Origin of the sequence: Faecalibacterium sp. AF28-13AC (genome assembly GCF_003478405.1) — a bacterium.
GTDB lineage: Bacteria > Bacillota > Clostridia > Oscillospirales > Ruminococcaceae > Faecalibacterium > Faecalibacterium prausnitzii_E.
Window position 1 is genome coordinate 203,359 of sequence record NZ_QUFG01000001.1, and the last position, 17,762, is coordinate 221,120.

Consider the following 17,762-nt stretch of genomic DNA (forward strand, 5'->3'; position numbering starts at 1 on the left):
CCCCTTCGTACGACCTCTCCGTCATTGCGAAGCAGGAGTTTATCTGAGAAAGAGCAGCAAATGGTTGAAATGAGGTCAAAGCTATGCTGATAACCCCCGAATATGTTTTTCAGGATGTGACCCACATCACGCCGGAATGGCTGGCGGAAAAGGGCATCCGGGCGCTGGTGCTGGACATCGACAACACCCTGACGGCTGACCGCAGCCAGGAACTGCCGGACGAGGTGGCCCAGTGGCTGGCCGACCTGCGCACGGCGGGCATCGGGCTGACCATCGTATCCAACGGTGCCGAAAAGCGGGTGCGCCCCTTTGCCGAAAAGCTGGGGCTGGCGTATCTGTACCGCTCGGCAAAGCCGCTGCCCTTTGCGCTGATGGTGGCCCGCCGCCGGATGGGCGTCAAACGCCGTGAGATGGCGATGGTGGGCGACCAGCTCTATGCCGACCGGATGGCCGCAGCCCTCTACGGCATCCCCGGCCTGATGGTCATCCCGCGCGGGCCGGACCTCGGCGCACAGGTCATCCTGAAGCGCAAGTGGGAGAAAAAACACTGGCAGGCGTACTACGACCGGGGAGGGAAGACCCTGTGAGGGAGTGGAAGATCCGGTTCGGCACGGCGGGCACGAGCGACAGCTTTGCAGCGCAGGGCTACAAAACCAGCCTGGATATCCCGGCCTACACGGCCCGGATGGGGCTGAACGCCTTTGAGTACCAGTGCGGGCGCGGCGTCCGGCTGGGGCTGGACAAGGCCCGGCAGATGGCCGCCGATGCGGCGGCGCGGGACATCCTGTTCAGCGTCCACGCGCCGTATTATATCAGCATGTCCAGCCTGGAAGAGGACAAGCGGTTGAACAGCGTGAACTATCTGCTGCAAAGCGCGGCGGTCTGCAAGGCGCTGGGCGGGCAGCGGGTCATCTTCCACTCCGGCAGCTGCGGCAGGCAGAGCCGGGAGGCTGCATTGGAAAAGGCGCTGGACACCCTGCGCCGGGCACAGGCCGCGCTGGACGAAGCAGGCTTTTCGGACATCACCCTCTGCCCGGAGACGATGGGCAAGATCGGCCAGCTGGGCACACTGGACGAAGTGCTGGCCCTGTGCCGCGTGGACAGGCGCATCACCCCCTGCATCGACTTCGGCCACCTCAATGCCCGGACGCTGGGCGGCATCGCTTCCAAGGCCGATTATGCCGCGATCCTCGACCGGATGGAGGAGGCCCTCGGCGATGCGCGGGCCAGGCGGTTCCAGGTCCATTTCTCTCGCATCGAGTATACGGCGGGCGGCGAAAAGCGCCACTGGACCTTTGCCGAGACCCAGTTCGGCCCGGAGCCGCAGCCGCTGATGGAGCTGCTGGCGGAGCGCAGGCTCGAACCCGTCATCATCTGCGAAAGCGCCGGGACACAGGCGGAGGATGCGCGGACGATGGCGGAGATGTATGGAAGGGCGAACCCTCTCCGTCAGCGCTGACGCGCTGCCACCTCTCCCAAGGGGAGAGGCATTGGCAGGCCGGTGTTGGCCCTGCTGGCTGCCTGGGTCAATGCGATGGGAAACCTGCGGGCCTTGCAGCAACGGCAAGCTGCTGCTGGCAAGGAGAACAGGGCCCGGCAGCAGGAGAGCCGCAAGGCGACAATGCACGGACTTTCCCGGTCTGCCAAAGGCTCCCACACTGGGGGAGCTGTCACCGCAGGTGACTGAGAGGGTTTTTTTCTGTTTTCACCGTCTTTTTTGCTCAAACCCCTTGCCAAATCGTGCGGGATTGAGTAAAATAAATAGAGATATGCGTCAAGCATCAATGAGATTTTACTAATGGAGGAATTCCTATGATTTCTGCAGGCGAGTTTCGCAACGGCGTGACCTTTGAGCAGGACGGCCAGGTTCTTCAGGTCGTTGAGTTCCAGCACGTCAAGCCCGGCAAGGGCGCTGCCTTTGTCCGCACCAAGACCAAGAACGTCATCACCGGCTCTGTGGTCGAGACCAGCTACAACCCGACCGCAAAGTTCCCGCAGGCTTTCATCGAGCGCAAGGATGTCACCTACAGCTACGAGGATGGCGATCTGTACCACTTCATGGACAACGAGACCTATGACGATATCCCCGTCAACGCTTCCGATGTCCCTGATAACTTCAAGTTCTGCAAGGAGAACGAGCTGTGCAAGCTGCTGAGCTACAAGGGCAAGGTCTTCAGCGTTGAGATCCCCAACTTCATCGAGCTGGAAGTGACCCAGACCGAGCCGGGTGTCAAGGGCAACACTGCCACCAACACCCTGAAGCCCGCTACCGTCGAGACCGGTGCTGAGATCCGCGTCCCCCTGTTCATCAACGAGGGCGACCACATCCGCATCGATACCCGCACCGGCGAGTATATGGAGCGCGTCTGATTTTATCGACAGGACCGGGCAGCGGGCGACCGTTTGCCCGGTTTTTTGTTCAGGAAAACGGCTTTGCCTTCTCAGGCCGCTTTGCGTCCGTTGCATGGACAGCCAAAACCTCCCGCTTCGGGGGGAGGTGGCATCGCACAGCGATGACGGAGAGGGTGAGCCCGTTGACCGGCTTAGAAATTTTATAGACTAGGAGGCATTCGTATGGAACTGAAGGAAAAGGCTGCATACCTGAAAGGCTTGGTGGAGGGCCTCGGCATCGACGAGACCACCAAGGAAGGCAAAGTTATCAAGGCCATGAGCGAGCTGCTGTGCGAGATGGCACAGGCCGTGGACGGCATTGACGAGGATGTGACCCAGGCTTACGATCAGATCAACGACCTGAGCGAGGAGCTGGAAGACCTCGAAGCCGATCTCTACGAAGACGACGATGCCGACGAGGAAGACGACGAGCCTGAAGCAGAGGACGACGCCGACGACAACGCCGATGTGGCCAGCGAGCCCTACTATGAAGTGGCCTGCCCGGCCTGCGGCGAGACCGTGTACGTCAGCGAGGACGACCTGGATGCAGGCGAGGCCATCTGCCCCAGCTGCAAGGTCGCCTTTGAGGTGGCTCTGGCCGACGACGAGGAGCCCGAAGAGGACGACGGCCCCGTGCAGTACGAGGTGACCTGCCCGGCCTGCGGTGCCACCGCAGTGTTTGAGGAAGCCGACCTGCTGGACGGCGAACCTACCTGCCCCAACTGCGGCAAACCGCTGGACTTTGAAGTGACCGAAGAGTAAATCCGATGCAAAAAGGGCCTGCCTCCCATGGGAGACAGGCCCTTTTTTGACGGCCGCCGAACGCTCAGCGGCTCTCGTTTGCTTTCTGGAGCCAGATGCTGCCGATGTCCAGCGCGTTGTACAGGCCGTTCTTGGTGGTCTGGCGGAATACGCGGGCTTCGGGGGCGAGGCTGTCGTTGGTGGAGAACACCTGGATGTGGACCTTATCGGCCACCTCCATCCCGCCCACGGGCTTGGTGCTCAAGATCTGCATACGCAGTACATAAGGGTCGGTCATACGGCCGTAATACAGCTCGTTGTCCTTGCGGACGAGGGGCTTGCCTTTATAAGTCAGTTTGGGTGTAAATGGCATCGTGAAAGCCTCCCTATCGTTTAGATTCACTTTAGTATATCACACATCCGGGGGTGGATGCAAGCCGGATGGGCACTTCGCCCGCACTTTTTTGGCGCGGGAAGTTTTTCCTTGACAAAGGGCGTCCGGGTGTGTTATCATTCGGTCAGAAGAAGTTTTTGCTGCTGACGGAACGTTGTGGAGCACCACAGTGCAGCAGAGACCGGGTTTGATGTCAATGCCGACCGTCTGGGCAGCCTTGCGCAATTGCTGTGCAAAGCTGCCCTTTTTGTTTTGAAGGAGGATGTTCCATGAAGTCTGATATCGAGATCGCACAGGAAGCCCGCATGAAGCCCATTGCCGAGATTGCTGCCTCGCTCGGCCTTGCCGATGAGGATGTGATCCCCTACGGCCGCTACAAGGCCAAGATCAACCACCGCCTCATCCACAAGGCTGGCAAGCAGGGCAAGCTGGTCCTGGTCACGGCCATCAGCCCCACCCCGGCGGGCGAGGGCAAGACCACCACCAGCGTGGGCCTGGCCGACGCCATGAACGCGCTGGGCAAAAAGACCATGCTCTGCCTGCGTGAGCCTTCGCTCGGCCCCGTGTTCGGCGTCAAGGGCGGCGCAGCCGGCGGCGGCTATGCACAGGTGGTCCCGATGGAGGACATCAACCTCCACTTCACCGGCGACCTCCACGCCATCGGCGCGGCCAACAACCTGCTGGCCGCCATGATCGACAACAGCATCCAGCAGGGCAACCCGCTGAACATCGACCCCCGCCGCATCACCTGGAAGCGCTGCATGGACATGAACGACCGCCAGCTCCGCTTCATCGTGGACGGCCTGGGCGGCAAGGTCAACGGCACCCCGCGTGAGGACGGCTTTGATATCACCGTCGCCAGCGAGGTCATGGCCATCTTCTGCCTGGCCACCAGCATCTCCGACCTGAAGGAGCGGCTGGCCAAGATTGTCTGCGCCTACACCTACGACGGCAAGCCCGTCACAGCGGGCGAGATCGGCGCCGCCGGTGCCATGACCGCCCTGCTGAAGGATGCACTGGACCCGAACCTCGTTCAGACGCTGGAAAACAACCCCGCCATCATCCACGGCGGCCCCTTTGCCAACATCGCCCACGGCTGCAACAGCGTCATGGCCACCAAGCTCAGCCTCTCGCTGGCCGATTATGTCATCACCGAGGCCGGTTTCGGTGCCGACCTGGGCGCAGAAAAGTTCCTGGACATCAAGTGCCGCTATGCGGGCATCGCACCCAGTGCCTGTGTGCTGGTGGCGACCGTCCGCGCCCTCAAGAGCCACGGCGGCGTTGCCAAGGCTGACCTGAACCAGCCCAACCTCGAAGCCGTCAAGGCCGGTGCGGCCAACCTCGTCCGCCACATCGACAATCTGAAGAACGGCTTCGGCCTGCCGGTGGTGGTCGCCATCAATGCGTTCCCGACCGACACCCCCGAAGAGCAGGCGTATGTGGAGCGGGTCTGCGCCGAGCAGGGCGTACCCTGTGTGCTGAGCGAGGTCTTCGCCAAGGGCGGCGAGGGCGGCAAGGCACTGGCCGAGAAGGTGCTGGAGATCCTGGAAGACCGCTCCATCCAGTATGTCTACCCGCTGGACATGCCCCTCAAGGACAAGGTGAAGGCCATCGCCAGGAAGATCTACCGTGCGGACGACGTGAACTTCAGCGCCGCCGCCAGCAAGACGCTGGCCGAGCTCACCGAGCTGGGCTATGGCAACCTGCCCGTCTGCATCGCCAAGACCCAGTACAGCTTCAGCGATAACGCCAAGCTCCTGGCTGCGCCCACCGGCTTCACGATGGAGGTGCGCGAGGTCCGCCTTGCTGCCGGTGCCGGATTCGTGGTGGTCATCTGCGGCAACATCATGACCATGCCCGGCCTGCCCAAGAAGCCTGCCGCCGTCAACATCGACGTCGATGCCGATGGCAAGATCACAGGGCTGTTCTGATTTTGCACAAAAAGGAAGGCTCCCTCGACAACCGCCGGGGGAGCCTTCCTTTTTTGTAATCGTATCATGCCGCAGCGGAGGTCACGCCGGGATTGATGGTGTGGGTGCGGAGGTAATCGACCCAGGCGGTGTAGCCTTCGGGCTTGACGTGGTAGCCGTCGTTCTGGGCATATTCGGCCTTCAGGTCGCCGTTCTCGTCGGCCAGGGCCTCCCACAGGTTGAGGAAGACGCAGCCTTTTTCGAGCGCGATGGCGGAAAGCTCATCATTGATCTCGCACAGGCGCTCTTTGTAGAGGCCGGGGTGGGAGGCCCGGACTTCCGGCCGCACCGGCGTGATGGACTGGACGTAGATCTGCGTGTTGGGCAGAGCCTGTGCGATCATGTCCAGCATGAGGCGGTAGTAGGTGAGGAAGCTGGAATAATCGCCGTCCCGGTTGAGCACGTTGGTGCCGAGCAGGATGTAGAGCACCTTTGGCTGCTGGGCCGTCAGGACCTCCATCGGGATCTCCTTGACGCCGTCCCGGCGGGTGCAGGTGGTGCTGTTGACCACGGCGTTGGGGCCGATGCCTTTATAGGCGCAGAAGGAGGCTTCCGGCAGGCCGGTGCTGTAGATCTGCATCCCCTGCGTCAGGCTGTCGCCCAGAAAACAGGCGTCATTGAAATAGCTGCGGTCCACGGCCGGGCTTTCGGCCAGCGCGGCCAGACGGAAATCCATAGCGGTGGTGCCGTCGGCGCTGAGCTGCACCGCCAGCCGCCGGGCGGGCGTGTAGTTGACGGTGTTCCACTCGCTGCCCTGCAGCTCCTGCTGGAAGATGGTCGGCCCCTGCACGGCGGCAGGGGAGTGCTCCCGGTGGAGCCGTTTCCACAGTGTACCCACGACGCCCACCAGCACCAGCAGGAAGAGCAGCCCTGCAACGGAGAAGGTCCGGAACCAGCGCTTGCGGAGGATCCGGCGGCGGTATTCCTGATAATCGGCCATAAAACACCCTGCTTTCTGTAGCTCATTTTCTTCATTATACAGCACGGCAGGCCGCGGCGCAAGCCATGCCGCAAATCCTTTGCGTTAGGGCAGGGTTTGTGCTATAATTATTCTGGTTTATTATGAGAAAACGTCGGTTCAGGGCGGAACGCTCTGCGACGGCAAGCAAAGAAAGCAGGAATCGAATCTTATGCTGCAAAATCCTGAATTGCATTATCTGGACAACGCCGCTACCACCATCGTGGCCCCGGACGTGGCGGATGTCATCGACAGGGCCATGCGGGAGCACTGGGCGAATCCGTCGTCCCTGTACGCCCCCGGTGCCCGGAGCGAAGAAGCCCTGAACGCGGCCCGCGCCGTGGTGGCCCGGAGCCTGGGCTGCAAATCGCGGGAGCTGTACTTCACTTCCTGCGGCAGCGAGGGCAACAACATGGCCCTGCTGGGCGCGGCGCTGACCCGGAAGTTCGGCAAGGGCATCGTGGTGTCCGGTTTTGAACACCCCAGTGTGCAAAAGCCGCTGGAACGTCTGGCTGCGATGGGCTATGACGTCACGGTCGTGGCCCCCCGCCCGGACGGTACGCTGGACATTGATGAGATGCTGTCGCATGTGGACAGGAACACCATCCTCGTGGCCTGCATGATGGTCAACAACGAGATCGGCACCCGGAACGAGGTCGAGCGCCTGGCCGCCGAGGTCAAGCGGAAGAACAGCCGCACCCTCGTCCATGTGGACGCGGTGCAGGCGTGGATGCGGGTCCCCATCAAGCTGGCCAACATCGACACGCTGGCGGTGAGCGGACACAAGATCCACGCGCCCAAGGGCGTGGGGGCGCTCTACCTCAGCGACAGTCTGGCACAGGCGTTCCAGCCGCCCTACCTTGGCGGCGAGCAGGAGCGTGAGAAGCGCCCCGGCACCGAGAACCTGCCCTACGCGGTGGGGCTGGCCGCTGCGGTCAGCCGCCTTTCGAAGAACATGAAGAGCCGGGACACCGCCGTCCGCGCCTTGAACCAGCAGCTGCGCGAGGGGCTGAAAGCCTTCCCCGAAGTGGAGATCAACAGCCCGGACAGCGCCGTGCCGGAGGTGCTGAACTTCAGCGAGAACTGCATCAAGAGCGAGACGATGCTGGCGTTTCTGGCGGAGGAGCAGATCTATGTTTCGTCGGCCAGTGCCTGCGGGCGGGGCCAGCCCAGCCACACGCTGGCGGCCATGGGCCGCAGCCCGCTGGCCATCGACACGGCCATCCGGGTGTCCTTCTGTGCAGACAACACCCCCGAAGATGTGGATGCCTTCCTGAACCGTTTTGAGGACGGTATGAAGCATTTGCAGAGAATAAGGAGATAATATATGAGAGAGATCATTATGGGCTATCAGGGCGAGATGTCCCTGAAGGGCCTCAACCGCAACCAGTTCGAGTCGGCCATGATGAAGATCCTGCGGTACCGGCTCAAGACCGTGGGCAGATTCAAGGTCTACTGCACCCAGTCTACCTTTTATATGGAGCCGGAGGAAGAGGACATCGACATGGACCTCGCTTTCGACCGGGTGCGAACCGTCTTTGGTCTGGCCGCACTGAGCCGCGCGGTGGTCTGCGAGAAGGGCTTTGACACCATCTGCCAGACCGCTGAGGACTATCTCGGCGGCAGCCTGCACGGCATCAGGACCTTCAAGGTGGAGGCCCGCCGCTCGGATAAGACCTACCCCATGACCAGCCCCGAACTGATGCGGGAACTGGGCGCGTATCTGCTGGGCAAACACAACTACCTCAAGGTGGATGTCCACAACCCGCAGTTCAAGGTCATCGTGGAGATCCGCGATTACGGTGCCTACATCCACGGCCCGAAGATCCCCGGCGAGGGCGGTCTGCCCGTGGGGACTTCCGGCCGCGCCTTGAACATGCTCTCCGGCGGCATCGACAGCCCGGTGGCTGCGTACCGGATGGCAAAGCGCGGTCTGGCGCTGGACCACATCCATTTTGCGTCCCCTCCGTATACTTCGGAGCGCGCAAAACTCAAAGTTAAGGCACTGGCCCAGAAGATCACGCCCTACACCGGCAGCACCAACCTCTTCGTGGTGCCCTACACCCGGCCGCAGGAGTACATCCGGGACAACGCCCCCGATGTGCTGTTCACGGTGCTGATGCGCCGCAGCATGATGCGCATCGCCAACAGCATCGCCCAAAAGCAGGGCAGCGAGGCCCTCATCACCGGCGAGAGCCTGGCGCAGGTGGCCAGCCAGACCGTCAAGGCGCTGCAGTGCACCGATGCTGCCCAGGATCTGCCCATCCTCCGCCCCCTCATCGGCATGGACAAGACTGAGATCATCGAGACCTCCCGCCACATCGGCACGTTTGAGACCAGCATCCTGCCCTATGAGGACTGCTGCACCATCTTCACTCCGCCGCACCCGAAGATCCGCCCGGAGCTGGACGAGATCCTGACCGCCGAAGCCGCCATGCCGGGTCTGGCTGCACTGGAAGCCGAAGCGGCAGAGAACACCGAGCGCATCCGCATCCGGATCACCGACGAGATCGAGTTTGAGGGGTGATGCCGCATGACCGCAGAGATCATCAGTGTGGGCACCGAGCTGCTGCTCGGCAACATCCTGAATACCAACGCCCAGTATCTGAGCCGGGAGCTGGCCGACCTGGGCATCACCGTGCAGCGGGAGAGCACCATCGGCGACAACCAGGGCCGTCTGGCGGACTTCGTCAACGAGGCCAAGGCCCGGTGTGACCTGCTGGTCTTCACCGGAGGCTTAGGCCCTACGGCAGACGACCTGACCAAGGAGACGGTGGCGGCCTGCTACGGCGATACGTTGGCCTTTGACGAAGAAGAGTGGGCGAAGATCACCCGCTACTTTGCCCGCTCCGGCCGCGAGACGACCCCCAACAACCGCAAGCAGGCCATGGTGCCCGTGCACGGGCGGAAGATCGTCAACCACCACGGCACCGCCCCCGGCGCCTGGTTCGAGCAGGACGGCCGCTGCGCCGTTCTGATGCCGGGCGTCCCCAGTGAGATGAAGGCCATGTGGACGGAGAGCATCCGCCCGCTGCTGCTGGAACGCCAGAACTGCACCCTGCACTCCATCACCCTGCGGGTGCTGGGCGGCGAGAGCAATCTGGAATATCAGGTGCGGGACCTGTTGGATCATGCCAACCCCACCGCCGCCATCTACTGCAAGACCGGCGAATGCGAGGTCCGCATCACGGCCCGTGCCGCCTCCGACGAGGACGGCGAAAAAATGTGCCGCGCATACGCCAGGAAGTTCTACGATCTGCTGGGCGATGCGGTGTATGATGAGGATGTGGCCGGGCTGGAAGAGACGGTGGTGCGCACCCTGAAGGAAAAGGGGCTCACCGTCTCCACCGCCGAGAGCTGCACCGGCGGCATGATCGCAGAGCGCATCACCGCAGTGTCAGGCTCCAGCGAGGTGTTCGGTTACGGCTTTGTGACCTATTGGGAGCAGGCGAAGGCGAAGCTCGTCGGCGTGGACCCGGACGTCATCGCACGATACAATGTGGTGTCGGCCCCGGTGGCCGCGCAGATGGCGCTGGGCGCGGCGAAGGCGTCCGGCTCGGACGTCGCCGTCAGCGTGACCGGCGTAGCAGGCCCCACCGGCGGCGATGCCGTCCGCCCGGTGGGCACCGTCTATCTGGGGGCGGCCCGCGGCGAGACCGTGTATGTGAAGAAGCTCTTCGTCTCCCGCCCGGACCGCGCACTGGTCCGCGCCCGCGCTGCGCAGGCTGCACTGGAACTGGTGCTGCGTCTGGCGCAGGGCAGGACCCCCGCAGGCACAAAGCCCCTGATCGCAGCCCAGCAGCACGACACGGCCGTGCTCGATGCGCTGGACGCGGCATTCTTGAGCGAATAACACGCAGGGGTGAGCAGCATTGACAGAAGAGAAGAAGGCCGAATGTGTGCTGCGGCTGTTCGGAGTGCCGGACGCCGCCGTGAAAGAGGCAGCGGGCGGGTTTTCGCCCCAGTGGAAGGCGGAGGCCTGCTGGAAGAGCCGGGGCGCAGAGACTCTGGTGGCGCTTTCGGCCCAGAACCCGGCGGGCCTGAAAAAGGCCGCGCAGGTGCTGCGGGAGAAGTTTTCCGCCGACCTGTACGGGGCCGGGGAGACCACGCTGGCCGAGGCCGCCGTGCAGGAACTGGAACGGCACGACCGACTCCTCATCTGTTCGGATGCTGCCGCCGGGACCCTTCTGGAGGCCCGGCTGGAGACCATCGCCGGGGCGGAACGGGTCTTTGACTTCGGGGCGCTGAGTTATGCCCACCCCAAGACCGGTGCAAAGATCGAGCAGCAGGCGGCAGCGCATTTGCCCGCCGACACCACCGACCCGGTGCGCCGTGCGCTGGCAAAAGCGCAGGCGGCCCGCCGGGTGGTGGGCTGTGACCTTGCCGCCGGGTGCGCCGAGCGGGAAGGGGACTGCGTGCTGGTGCTCAGCTGCAAAAAAGGCTGCTGGCTGCGCACGGTCCCGCTGGCGGACAGGCCTGCCCTCTGGCTGCTGGACATGATCCGCCGCGCAGCCTGCGACCTGCCGCAGGCCGCAGGCACCGGCTTTCTGCCCGCCCGCAAGGCCGCCCGGACGGCCCAGCCGGAAGCGGCCCCGCCTGCCCGCAGGCCCCGCCGCGCCCGGCGGGTGCTGGTGGTTCTGCTGGTGCTGGCCGTGCTGGCCGCGCTCTGCACCGTCGGGGCATGGGTGTACACGGGCGGCAACTTCTACGCGCTGCCCCAGCGCCTGCGCTCCCTCTGGGCCAACGGCCTGCCGCATTCGGGGGCTGTGCTATTGTAATAAAAGGCTGCTGGATACTCCTTCAGTCACGGCTTCGCCGTGCCAGCTCCCTCCAAGAGGGAGCCTTGACGTGCCGGAACGCTGTGAAAGCCTCCCTCGTTGAGGGTGGTGGCATCGCGCCAGCGATGACGAAGGGAGTTTTCAGCGGCCTTTTTGTTGATTTTACAGAAAATTCATTGGAAAATGGCCCAAAACGGAGCCTGTGGGTTTGACGGGTTTTCTGCTTTGGTGTATCATATAACTGTATGATGAACTCCCCCTGCCGGGCGGTCTCCGCCCAGATTTCAATAGATGAGGTGTAAGAATGTCCCTAGCTGAAAAGATCTTCGGTACCTTCTCGGACCGGGAGCTGAAAAAGATCAACCCGATCACCAAAAAGGTGCTGGCCCTGGAACCCAAATACCAGGCACTGTCCGATGCCGACCTGCAGGCCCAGACCCCCGCACTGAAGGCGCGTCTGGCCGGCGGCGAGACGCTGGACGATATCCTGCCCGATGCCTTTGCCGTCTGCCGCGAGGCCGCCTGGCGTGTGCTGGGCATGAAGCACTTCCCGGTGCAGGTCACCGGCGGCATCGCCCTGCATCGCGGTGCCATCGCTGAGATGCAGACCGGTGAAGGCAAGACCCTTGTGGCCACCCTGCCCGCCTACCTGAACGCCCTGACCGGCGAAGGCGTCCACATCGTCACCGTCAACGACTATCTGGCCAAGCGCGACAGCGAGTGGATGGGCAAGCTCTACCGCTGGCTGGGCCTGTCCGTCGGCCTCATCGTGCAGGGAATCGACGGCGACAGCCGCCGCCGTGCCTACAATGCCGATATCACCTACGGCACCAACAACGAGTTCGGTTTCGACTACCTGCGCGACAACATGGTGACCTATAAGGACAACATGGTCCAGCGCGGCCACACCTACGCCATCGTCGATGAGGTGGACTCCATCCTCATCGACGAAGCCCGCACCCCGCTCATCATTTCCGGCCGCGGCGAGGATTCGTCCAGCCTGTACACGCAGGTGGACCGCTTCGTCCGCACCCTGCGCAAGAGTGTGGTGGTCGAGCTGGAAGACAAGGTGGAGACCGACGAGCAGACCGACGGCGATTACGTTGTGGACGAAAAGCACAAGACCTGCACCCTGACCGCCAGAGGCATCAAAAAGGCCGAGGAATACTTCAAGATCGAGAACCTGGCCGCTGCCGAGAACATGACGCTGGCCCACCACATCGACCAGGCCATCAAGGCCTACGGTGTCATGAAAAAGGACATCGACTATGTGGTCAAGAACGGCGAAGTCATCATCGTCGATGAGTTCACGGGCCGCCTGATGATCGGCCGCCGCTACAATGAGGGCCTGCATCAGGCCATCGAGGCCAAGGAGGGCGTGAAGATCGCAGCCGAGAGCAAGACGCTGGCGACCATCACCTTCCAGAACTATTTCCGCATGTACAAGAAGCTGGCCGGTATGACCGGTACGGCCAAGACCGAGGCCACCGAGTTCACCGAGATCTACGGCCTGAACATCGTGACCGTGCCCACCAACCGCCCCAACATCCGCAAGGATTATCCCGATGCGGTCTACAAGACCGTCAACGGCAAATACCGCGCCGTCATCGAGCAGGTGATGGAGTGCTACAAAAACGGCCAGCCCGTTCTGGTGGGCACCGTCAGTGTGGAAAAGAGCGAGACGCTGGCGAAGATGCTGCAAAAACACACCCGCGATTTCAACGTGCTGAACGCGAAGAACCACGAGCGCGAGGCCGAGATCGTGGCGCAGGCCGGTAAGAAGGGTGCCATCACCATCGCCACCAACATGGCAGGCCGCGGCACCGATATCATGCTGGGCGGCAACGCAGAGTTCATGGCCAAGGCCCAGATGCGCAAAGAGCACTTTTGCGAGAACCTGCTCAACCCCGAAAAGCCCGAAGATGCCGACCCGAACGCCGTGGAACTGCTGCTGACCGAGGCCGACGGCCACGGCGACACCACCGATGAGAACATCCTCGCGGCCCGCAGGCGGTTCGAGGAGCTGTACGCCCAGTACAAGCCCGCCATCGAAGCCGAAGCGGACGAGGTGCGCAAGGCGGGCGGTCTGTTCATCATCGGCACCGAGCGCCACGAGAGCCGCCGCATCGACAACCAGCTGCGCGGCCGTGCCGGCCGTCAGGGCGACCCCGGCGCATCCCGCTTCTACCTGAGCCTGGAAGATGACCTGATGCGCCTGTTCGGCGGCGACCGCGTTTCCAGCCTGATGGATACCCTCAAGCTGGACGAGGACACCCCCATCGAGAACCGCATGATCACCAGCACCCTCGAAAGCGCCCAGAAGAAGCTGGAAGGCCGGAACTTTGAGATCCGCAAGAACGTGCTGAAGTACGACGATGTCATGAACCAGCAGCGTGAGATCATCTACGGCCAGCGCCGCAAGGTGCTCGACGGTGAGGACATCAGCACCGAGATGCACAATATGCTGCGGGAGAACATTGATTCCAGCTGCAAGCAGTTCCTGGCCGGTGACGTCAAGGACGAGTGGGACTTTGGTGCGCTCCGCCGCCACTATCAGGGCTGGCTGACGACCGACGCCGACTTCCACTATACCGTCGCGGATTACGACAGCCTCTCGGTCCAGGGCATCGCCGATCTGCTGTACGACCGCGGGATGGACATCCTGAACGACAAGGAACAGCGCTACGGCCCGCAGCTGATGCGGGAGCTGGAACGCATCTGCCTGCTCAAGTGTGTAGACCGCCAGTGGATGGACCATATTGACAACATGGACCAGCTGCGTCAGGGCATCGCGCTGCGCGGCTACGGCCAGAAAGACCCCGTCGTTGAGTACCGCATCGAGGGCTTTGACATGTTCGACCAGATGGTCGATTCCATCCGCGAGTCCAGCATCAAGATGCTGCTGACCATCGAGGTGCGCGGTGCGGGCACTGCGGCCCCTAAGCGGGAGCAGGTGGCCAAGCCCACCGGTGAGGGCTTCGTGCCCGGCAACGGCGCACCCGGTGCCAAGGGTGCCCCCAAGGGCCAGCCCATCCGCGTCATCAAGATCGGCCGCAACGACCCCTGCCCCTGCGGCAGCGGCCTTAAATGGAAGAAGTGTACCTGCGCCCAGTACCACCCCAATGGTTCCGACGGCGGGGAGCAGTGATCTGTAGAAGAATGCAACTGCTTTTAGTTGCATTTCTCTCCGATCGTGGTATACTATAAGCAGGGAGTGAATGTACAATGGGTCAGAAGGAAAAGCTGATCGAACGCCTGAAATCGAAACCGAAGACATTCACATTTGATGATGCGGAAAGCCTGCTGCGGTATTTCGCCTATGAGCGCTCCAACAAAGGCCGGACCAGCGGGTCCCGGATCATGTTCGTATCTGAGGAACATCCGCCCATCATGATGCACCGACCCCACCCCAGAAAAGAGCTGCTGGAATATCAGGTGAAGCAGCTCATCCAGATTTTGGAACAGGAGGGACTTCTATGAATAACACGATGGAATACAAAGGCTATGTGGGAAGCGTGGAATTCTCGGAAGAAGACGGCCTCTTTTACGGAAAAGTCATGGGCATCCGTGCGCTGCTCTCCTATGAGGGGACCACGGCGGCGGAGCTGGTCTGCGATTTCCACAATGCCGTCGATGATTACCTGACTCTGTGCGAAGAGACCCACAAGGAACCGGAGCGGGCGTATAAGGGCAGCTTCAATGTCCGCATCTCGCCGGAGCTGCACAAGCAGGCCGTGATCTTTGCTGCGGCACACAACATGAGCCTGAACAGCTTTGTGGAACATTCCATTCAACAGGCTGTGCACACAAGATAAAAAAGGGAGCTGATTTGAAATGATGGACCCGAAGGAACTGATGGCAGAAGCCGCCGTGCTGGAACCCCAGCTGCAAAACTGGCGGCGCACCCTGCACCGGCACCCGGAGGTAGGCTTTGACCTGCCCAAGACCAGAGCGCTGGTCAAGCAGGCACTCACCGAGATGGGTTACACCCCGCAGGACTGCGGCAAGGCGGGCATCCTTGTGCTGGCGGGCGGCAAAAAGCCGGGCAAGACCATTCTGCTGCGCGGCGACATGGACGCTCTGCCCATTCAGGAGGAGTCCGGCGTGGACTTTGCCTCTGAGGTGCCCGGCCGGATGCACGGCTGCGGCCACGACATGCACACGGCCATGATGCTGGGTGCGGCCAAGCTGCTCAAAGCCCACGAAGAGGAGCTGGAAGGTACCGTCAAGCTGGAGTTCCAGCCTGCGGAGGAGATCTTTCAGGGCTCCCCGGATATGATCGCCAACGGCCTGCTGGAAAACCCGAAGGTGGATGCGGCGGTCATGTTCCATGTGTTGGCTGGTATGCCTCTGCCCTCCGGCATGGTGCTGGTGCCGGGCGGCGGCATCACGATGGCCAGCTGCGAGCAGTACCACATCACCGTCCATGGCAAGGGCGGCCACGGCTCCATGCCCGAAGCCTGCATCGACCCCGTCACGGCGGCGGCGCACATCCACATCGCGCTGCAGGAGATCAACAGCCGGGAGATGGACCCGCACAGCTTTGGCGTCTTCACGACCGGCCGCTTCCAGGCAGGTGCTGCCTCCAACGTCATCCCCGACACGGCAGAGATGTGGGGCACCATCCGCACCATCGACCCCGAAAATAAGGTCGGTGAGCTGATCCACAAGCGGATGACCGAGATCGCACAGGGCGTGGCGGCGGCCTACCGCTGCACCGCCGAGGTCGGCTTCAGCGACTACTGCCCCTGCATGGTGGTGGACCACGCCCTCGCCGGAAACGCAATGACCTATATGACCGAGCTTGTGGGCCAGGGCGCAATGGATATGTCCAAGCTCACAGGCGGCAAGCCGGGCGGCGGCAGCGAGGACTTCGCCTTCGTCAGCCACGAGGTGCCCACCGTCAGCATGTTCCTGTCCGCGGGCAACGCCAAGGAGGGCTACGCCTACGGCCAGCACCACCCGAAGGTCAAGTTCGATGACAGCATCCTCTATGAGGGCAGCGCGGCCTACAGCTGGTTTGCTCTGCGCTGGCTGAGCGAGCACAAGTAACTCATTATCTCACAAAAAAACGAAAACCAGAGTTGCAAGGCAGACCTGCCAAACAACTCTGGTTTTCTTATTGGAGCATGTTGCGCTAAATTCTTTTTGTGAGCGAGTGCGGCAAACTGGAATTTTCAAATTAGTCTTTGCAAATAACCTTTGAACCTTCACCATCAATTACAATTCCCTGACGGTTGTTAATTGGGCATAGATTCAAATCTGAAAACTCAGTCATTATTTTCTCGGTAACTTTCTTAAATGGTGCTGTAAGATAATGCGGAAGAATATAGAAATCAATCAAATCAAGCCCTGCATCATCTTCTTGTGAGTAGTCCTCCGGCTTTTCATCCATTTGCTCGATATATTGGATGCTTGGAGCGCATATAATCGCACCTGCCGATTCACCAATCATCAGTTTTCCCTTTGCCAATTCTTTCTTCAACAGCTCATCCGTTCCCGTTTTACGGAGCTGGTCTATAAGGAAAAAAGAATTTCCGCCGGTAAAATATATCACATCCGCATCTTCAAAAACAGACTGTATCGTTGAATAAGCCTCCGTTGAAATATCAATTTCAGTTACGATTGCTCCCAACTTTTTGAATAATTTTCGAGCCGAGCCGACATAACCGGTGTAGCCTTCACGCAGCGAAGCTGTTGGAATAAATGCGACTTTTTTATTTTCAATTTCTTCCTTTATCAGACTTCCTACACTTGAAAAGTGCGAACATAAAAACAGTTTCATCAATATTCTCCTTTTATATATAAATTCCGATTTGTTGAACTGAGTATAGCATACTTTCAATTAAAAAAACACCCCCAATACAAAAAGAACCCCATGCCAACACCATCCGGTGGAGACATGGGGTTCTTTTTGGTAAAGGCCGAGCAACAAAACGAAGCCTTTTTGGAAGCAATGCCGGGCCTGCTGCTCGATCAGCAGACGGATGCTTATTTTCGCTTATTCGGAGACGAAGACCTTGCGCAGGGCGGCGTTGGTCTCGATGATCTTGACCAGCAGGACGCCCAGCACGGTGCAGCTGATGAGCTCACCGATGCCGACGGAGATGCCGTTGGTGATGCAGGCCAGCCACAGCGGGGCCGAAGAAGACGGGTCGGGGAAGAGGACGGCGATCTCAATGCCGATGATGACGGCGTTGAAGAGCACCGGCGGCAGCGAAGCTGCCAGAGCCAGACCCTTGAAGCGGAGATCCCGCAGCTTGTAGGTCACAAGGCAGGCCAGCAGGGTGGCCAGTGTGCCGAAGATGACGTCCACGATGGTGGAACCCAGCAGGTTGGCCAGGAAGCAGCCCAGCACGACACCGGCGATGTACTCCGGGCCGAACACGGGCAGCAGGCAGAGCGCCTCGGCCACGCGCACCTGCACTGCGCCGTAGGAGAACGGCTGCAATGCCATGCAGAGCACCACGTAAATGGCTGCGACCACAGCGCAGCGGGCCAGCTTGCGGACAGACGAATTCTGATTCATG

Annotated in this window: 17 protein-coding genes and 1 riboswitch; of the genes, 13 read left to right on the forward strand and 4 right to left on the reverse strand. The window is 61.3% G+C overall.

Annotated features, from left to right (window positions below; all coding sequences use genetic code 11):
* The first annotated feature begins 83 nt into the window (after positions 1-83).
* From DWY95_RS00985 to DWY95_RS01005, 4 genes are all read left to right on the forward strand, one after another.
* Positions 84-587: a YqeG family HAD IIIA-type phosphatase gene (locus tag DWY95_RS00985; protein ID WP_118551605.1), complete on the forward strand. Its 504-nt coding sequence runs from the start codon at positions 84-86 to the stop codon at positions 585-587.
* Positions 584-1,459, forward strand: coding sequence for a TIM barrel protein (locus DWY95_RS00990; protein WP_118551607.1), 876 nt, complete (start codon positions 584-586; stop codon positions 1,457-1,459). The genes DWY95_RS00985 and DWY95_RS00990 overlap by 4 nt, the downstream gene beginning before the upstream one ends.
* 353 nt (positions 1,460-1,812) lie before the next feature.
* Entirely contained in the window at positions 1,813-2,370 is a 558-nt protein-coding gene (efp, locus tag DWY95_RS01000) for an elongation factor P (protein WP_015563681.1), read from the forward strand.
* A 204-nt stretch (positions 2,371-2,574) separates the two neighbouring features.
* Positions 2,575-3,153, forward strand: coding sequence for a CD1247 N-terminal domain-containing protein (locus DWY95_RS01005; protein ID WP_097792717.1), 579 nt, complete (start codon positions 2,575-2,577; stop codon positions 3,151-3,153).
* A 64-nt stretch (positions 3,154-3,217) separates the two neighbouring features.
* Here the strand turns inward: DWY95_RS01005 and DWY95_RS01010 are convergent, their stop codons facing one another.
* The gene (locus DWY95_RS01010; RefSeq protein ID WP_097792716.1) at positions 3,218-3,505 is read right to left on the reverse strand and encodes a hypothetical protein; all 288 of its coding nucleotides are present in this window, start codon (positions 3,503-3,505) and stop codon (positions 3,218-3,220) included.
* A gap of 150 nt (positions 3,506-3,655) precedes the next feature.
* Positions 3,656-3,746, forward strand: a riboswitch (ZMP/ZTP riboswitch).
* 49 nt (positions 3,747-3,795) lie between these two features.
* Here DWY95_RS01010 and DWY95_RS01015 point away from each other — a divergent pair.
* Positions 3,796-5,457, forward strand: a complete 1,662-nt coding sequence (locus DWY95_RS01015) for a formate--tetrahydrofolate ligase (RefSeq protein WP_118551611.1) — start codon at positions 3,796-3,798, stop codon at positions 5,455-5,457.
* Between the two features lie 64 nt (positions 5,458-5,521).
* On the opposite strand, the gene DWY95_RS01020 is transcribed toward DWY95_RS01015, so the two are convergent.
* Entirely contained in the window at positions 5,522-6,436 is a 915-nt protein-coding gene (locus DWY95_RS01020) for a GDSL-type esterase/lipase family protein (RefSeq protein WP_118551613.1), read from the reverse strand.
* A 190-nt stretch (positions 6,437-6,626) separates the two neighbouring features.
* Here DWY95_RS01020 and DWY95_RS01025 point away from each other — a divergent pair, with 190 nt between their 5' ends.
* The 8 genes from DWY95_RS01025 (at position 6,627) to DWY95_RS01060 (ending at position 16,284) form a co-directional block, all read left to right on the forward strand.
* Complete coding sequence (locus DWY95_RS01025; RefSeq protein WP_118551615.1) at positions 6,627-7,778, forward strand: cysteine desulfurase family protein; 1,152 nt, start codon at positions 6,627-6,629, stop codon at positions 7,776-7,778.
* Between the two features lie 3 nt (positions 7,779-7,781).
* Positions 7,782-8,981, forward strand: coding sequence for a tRNA uracil 4-sulfurtransferase ThiI (thiI, locus tag DWY95_RS01030; RefSeq protein WP_118551617.1), 1,200 nt, complete (start codon positions 7,782-7,784; stop codon positions 8,979-8,981).
* Positions 8,982-8,987: 6 nt separating this feature from the next.
* Entirely contained in the window at positions 8,988-10,307 is a 1,320-nt protein-coding gene (locus tag DWY95_RS01035; protein WP_118551619.1) for a competence/damage-inducible protein A, read from the forward strand.
* A 19-nt stretch (positions 10,308-10,326) separates the two neighbouring features.
* Entirely contained in the window at positions 10,327-11,232 is a 906-nt protein-coding gene (locus tag DWY95_RS01040; RefSeq protein ID WP_118551621.1) for a hypothetical protein, read from the forward strand.
* Between the two features lie 304 nt (positions 11,233-11,536).
* Positions 11,537-14,380, forward strand: coding sequence for a preprotein translocase subunit SecA (secA, locus tag DWY95_RS01045; protein WP_118551623.1), 2,844 nt, complete (start codon positions 11,537-11,539; stop codon positions 14,378-14,380).
* A 77-nt stretch (positions 14,381-14,457) separates the two neighbouring features.
* Entirely contained in the window at positions 14,458-14,712 is a 255-nt protein-coding gene (locus DWY95_RS01050; RefSeq protein WP_097792708.1) for a type II toxin-antitoxin system HicA family toxin, read from the forward strand.
* Positions 14,709-15,047 carry a type II toxin-antitoxin system HicB family antitoxin gene (locus DWY95_RS01055; protein ID WP_118551625.1) on the forward strand — a complete coding sequence of 113 codons (339 nt, stop codon included), beginning with the start codon at positions 14,709-14,711 and terminating at the stop codon, positions 15,045-15,047. Before DWY95_RS01050 ends, DWY95_RS01055 begins: the two co-directional genes overlap by 4 nt.
* 19 nt (positions 15,048-15,066) lie before the next feature.
* The gene (locus DWY95_RS01060; RefSeq protein WP_118551627.1) at positions 15,067-16,284 is read left to right on the forward strand and encodes a M20 family metallopeptidase; all 1,218 of its coding nucleotides are present in this window, start codon (positions 15,067-15,069) and stop codon (positions 16,282-16,284) included.
* A gap of 130 nt (positions 16,285-16,414) precedes the next feature.
* Here the strand turns inward: DWY95_RS01060 and DWY95_RS01065 are convergent, their stop codons facing one another.
* Both DWY95_RS01065 and DWY95_RS01070 read right to left on the reverse strand, forming a co-directional pair.
* Complete coding sequence (locus DWY95_RS01065; RefSeq protein WP_118551629.1) at positions 16,415-17,017, reverse strand: Type 1 glutamine amidotransferase-like domain-containing protein; 603 nt, start codon at positions 17,015-17,017, stop codon at positions 16,415-16,417.
* 216 nt (positions 17,018-17,233) lie between these two features.
* Positions 17,234-17,761 (reverse strand): QueT transporter family protein, encoded by a 528-nt coding sequence (locus tag DWY95_RS01070; protein WP_097792702.1) that lies wholly within the window; start codon positions 17,759-17,761, stop codon positions 17,234-17,236.
* Between the last annotated feature and the right edge of the window lies 1 nt (position 17,762).

Coding starts and splice junctions, on each gene's coding strand:
- DWY95_RS00985 (WP_118551605.1), top strand. CDS start 84: ATGCTGATAACCCCCGAATATGTTTTTCAGGATGTGACCCACATCACG.
- efp (WP_015563681.1), top strand. CDS start 1,813: ATGATTTCTGCAGGCGAGTTTCGCAACGGCGTGACCTTTGAGCAGGAC.
- DWY95_RS01005 (WP_097792717.1), top strand. CDS start 2,575: ATGGAACTGAAGGAAAAGGCTGCATACCTGAAAGGCTTGGTGGAGGGC.
- DWY95_RS01010 (WP_097792716.1), bottom strand. CDS start 3,505: ATGCCATTTACACCCAAACTGACTTATAAAGGCAAGCCCCTCGTCCGC.
- DWY95_RS01015 (WP_118551611.1), top strand. CDS start 3,796: ATGAAGTCTGATATCGAGATCGCACAGGAAGCCCGCATGAAGCCCATT.
- DWY95_RS01020 (WP_118551613.1), bottom strand. CDS start 6,436: ATGGCCGATTATCAGGAATACCGCCGCCGGATCCTCCGCAAGCGCTGG.
- DWY95_RS01025 (WP_118551615.1), top strand. CDS start 6,627: ATGCTGCAAAATCCTGAATTGCATTATCTGGACAACGCCGCTACCACC.
- thiI (WP_118551617.1), top strand. CDS start 7,782: ATGAGAGAGATCATTATGGGCTATCAGGGCGAGATGTCCCTGAAGGGC.
- DWY95_RS01035 (WP_118551619.1), top strand. CDS start 8,988: ATGACCGCAGAGATCATCAGTGTGGGCACCGAGCTGCTGCTCGGCAAC.
- secA (WP_118551623.1), top strand. CDS start 11,537: ATGTCCCTAGCTGAAAAGATCTTCGGTACCTTCTCGGACCGGGAGCTG.
- DWY95_RS01050 (WP_097792708.1), top strand. CDS start 14,458: ATGGGTCAGAAGGAAAAGCTGATCGAACGCCTGAAATCGAAACCGAAG.
- DWY95_RS01055 (WP_118551625.1), top strand. CDS start 14,709: ATGAATAACACGATGGAATACAAAGGCTATGTGGGAAGCGTGGAATTC.
- DWY95_RS01060 (WP_118551627.1), top strand. CDS start 15,067: ATGATGGACCCGAAGGAACTGATGGCAGAAGCCGCCGTGCTGGAACCC.
- DWY95_RS01065 (WP_118551629.1), bottom strand. CDS start 17,017: ATGAAACTGTTTTTATGTTCGCACTTTTCAAGTGTAGGAAGTCTGATA.
- DWY95_RS01070 (WP_097792702.1), bottom strand. CDS start 17,761: ATGAATCAGAATTCGTCTGTCCGCAAGCTGGCCCGCTGCGCTGTGGTC.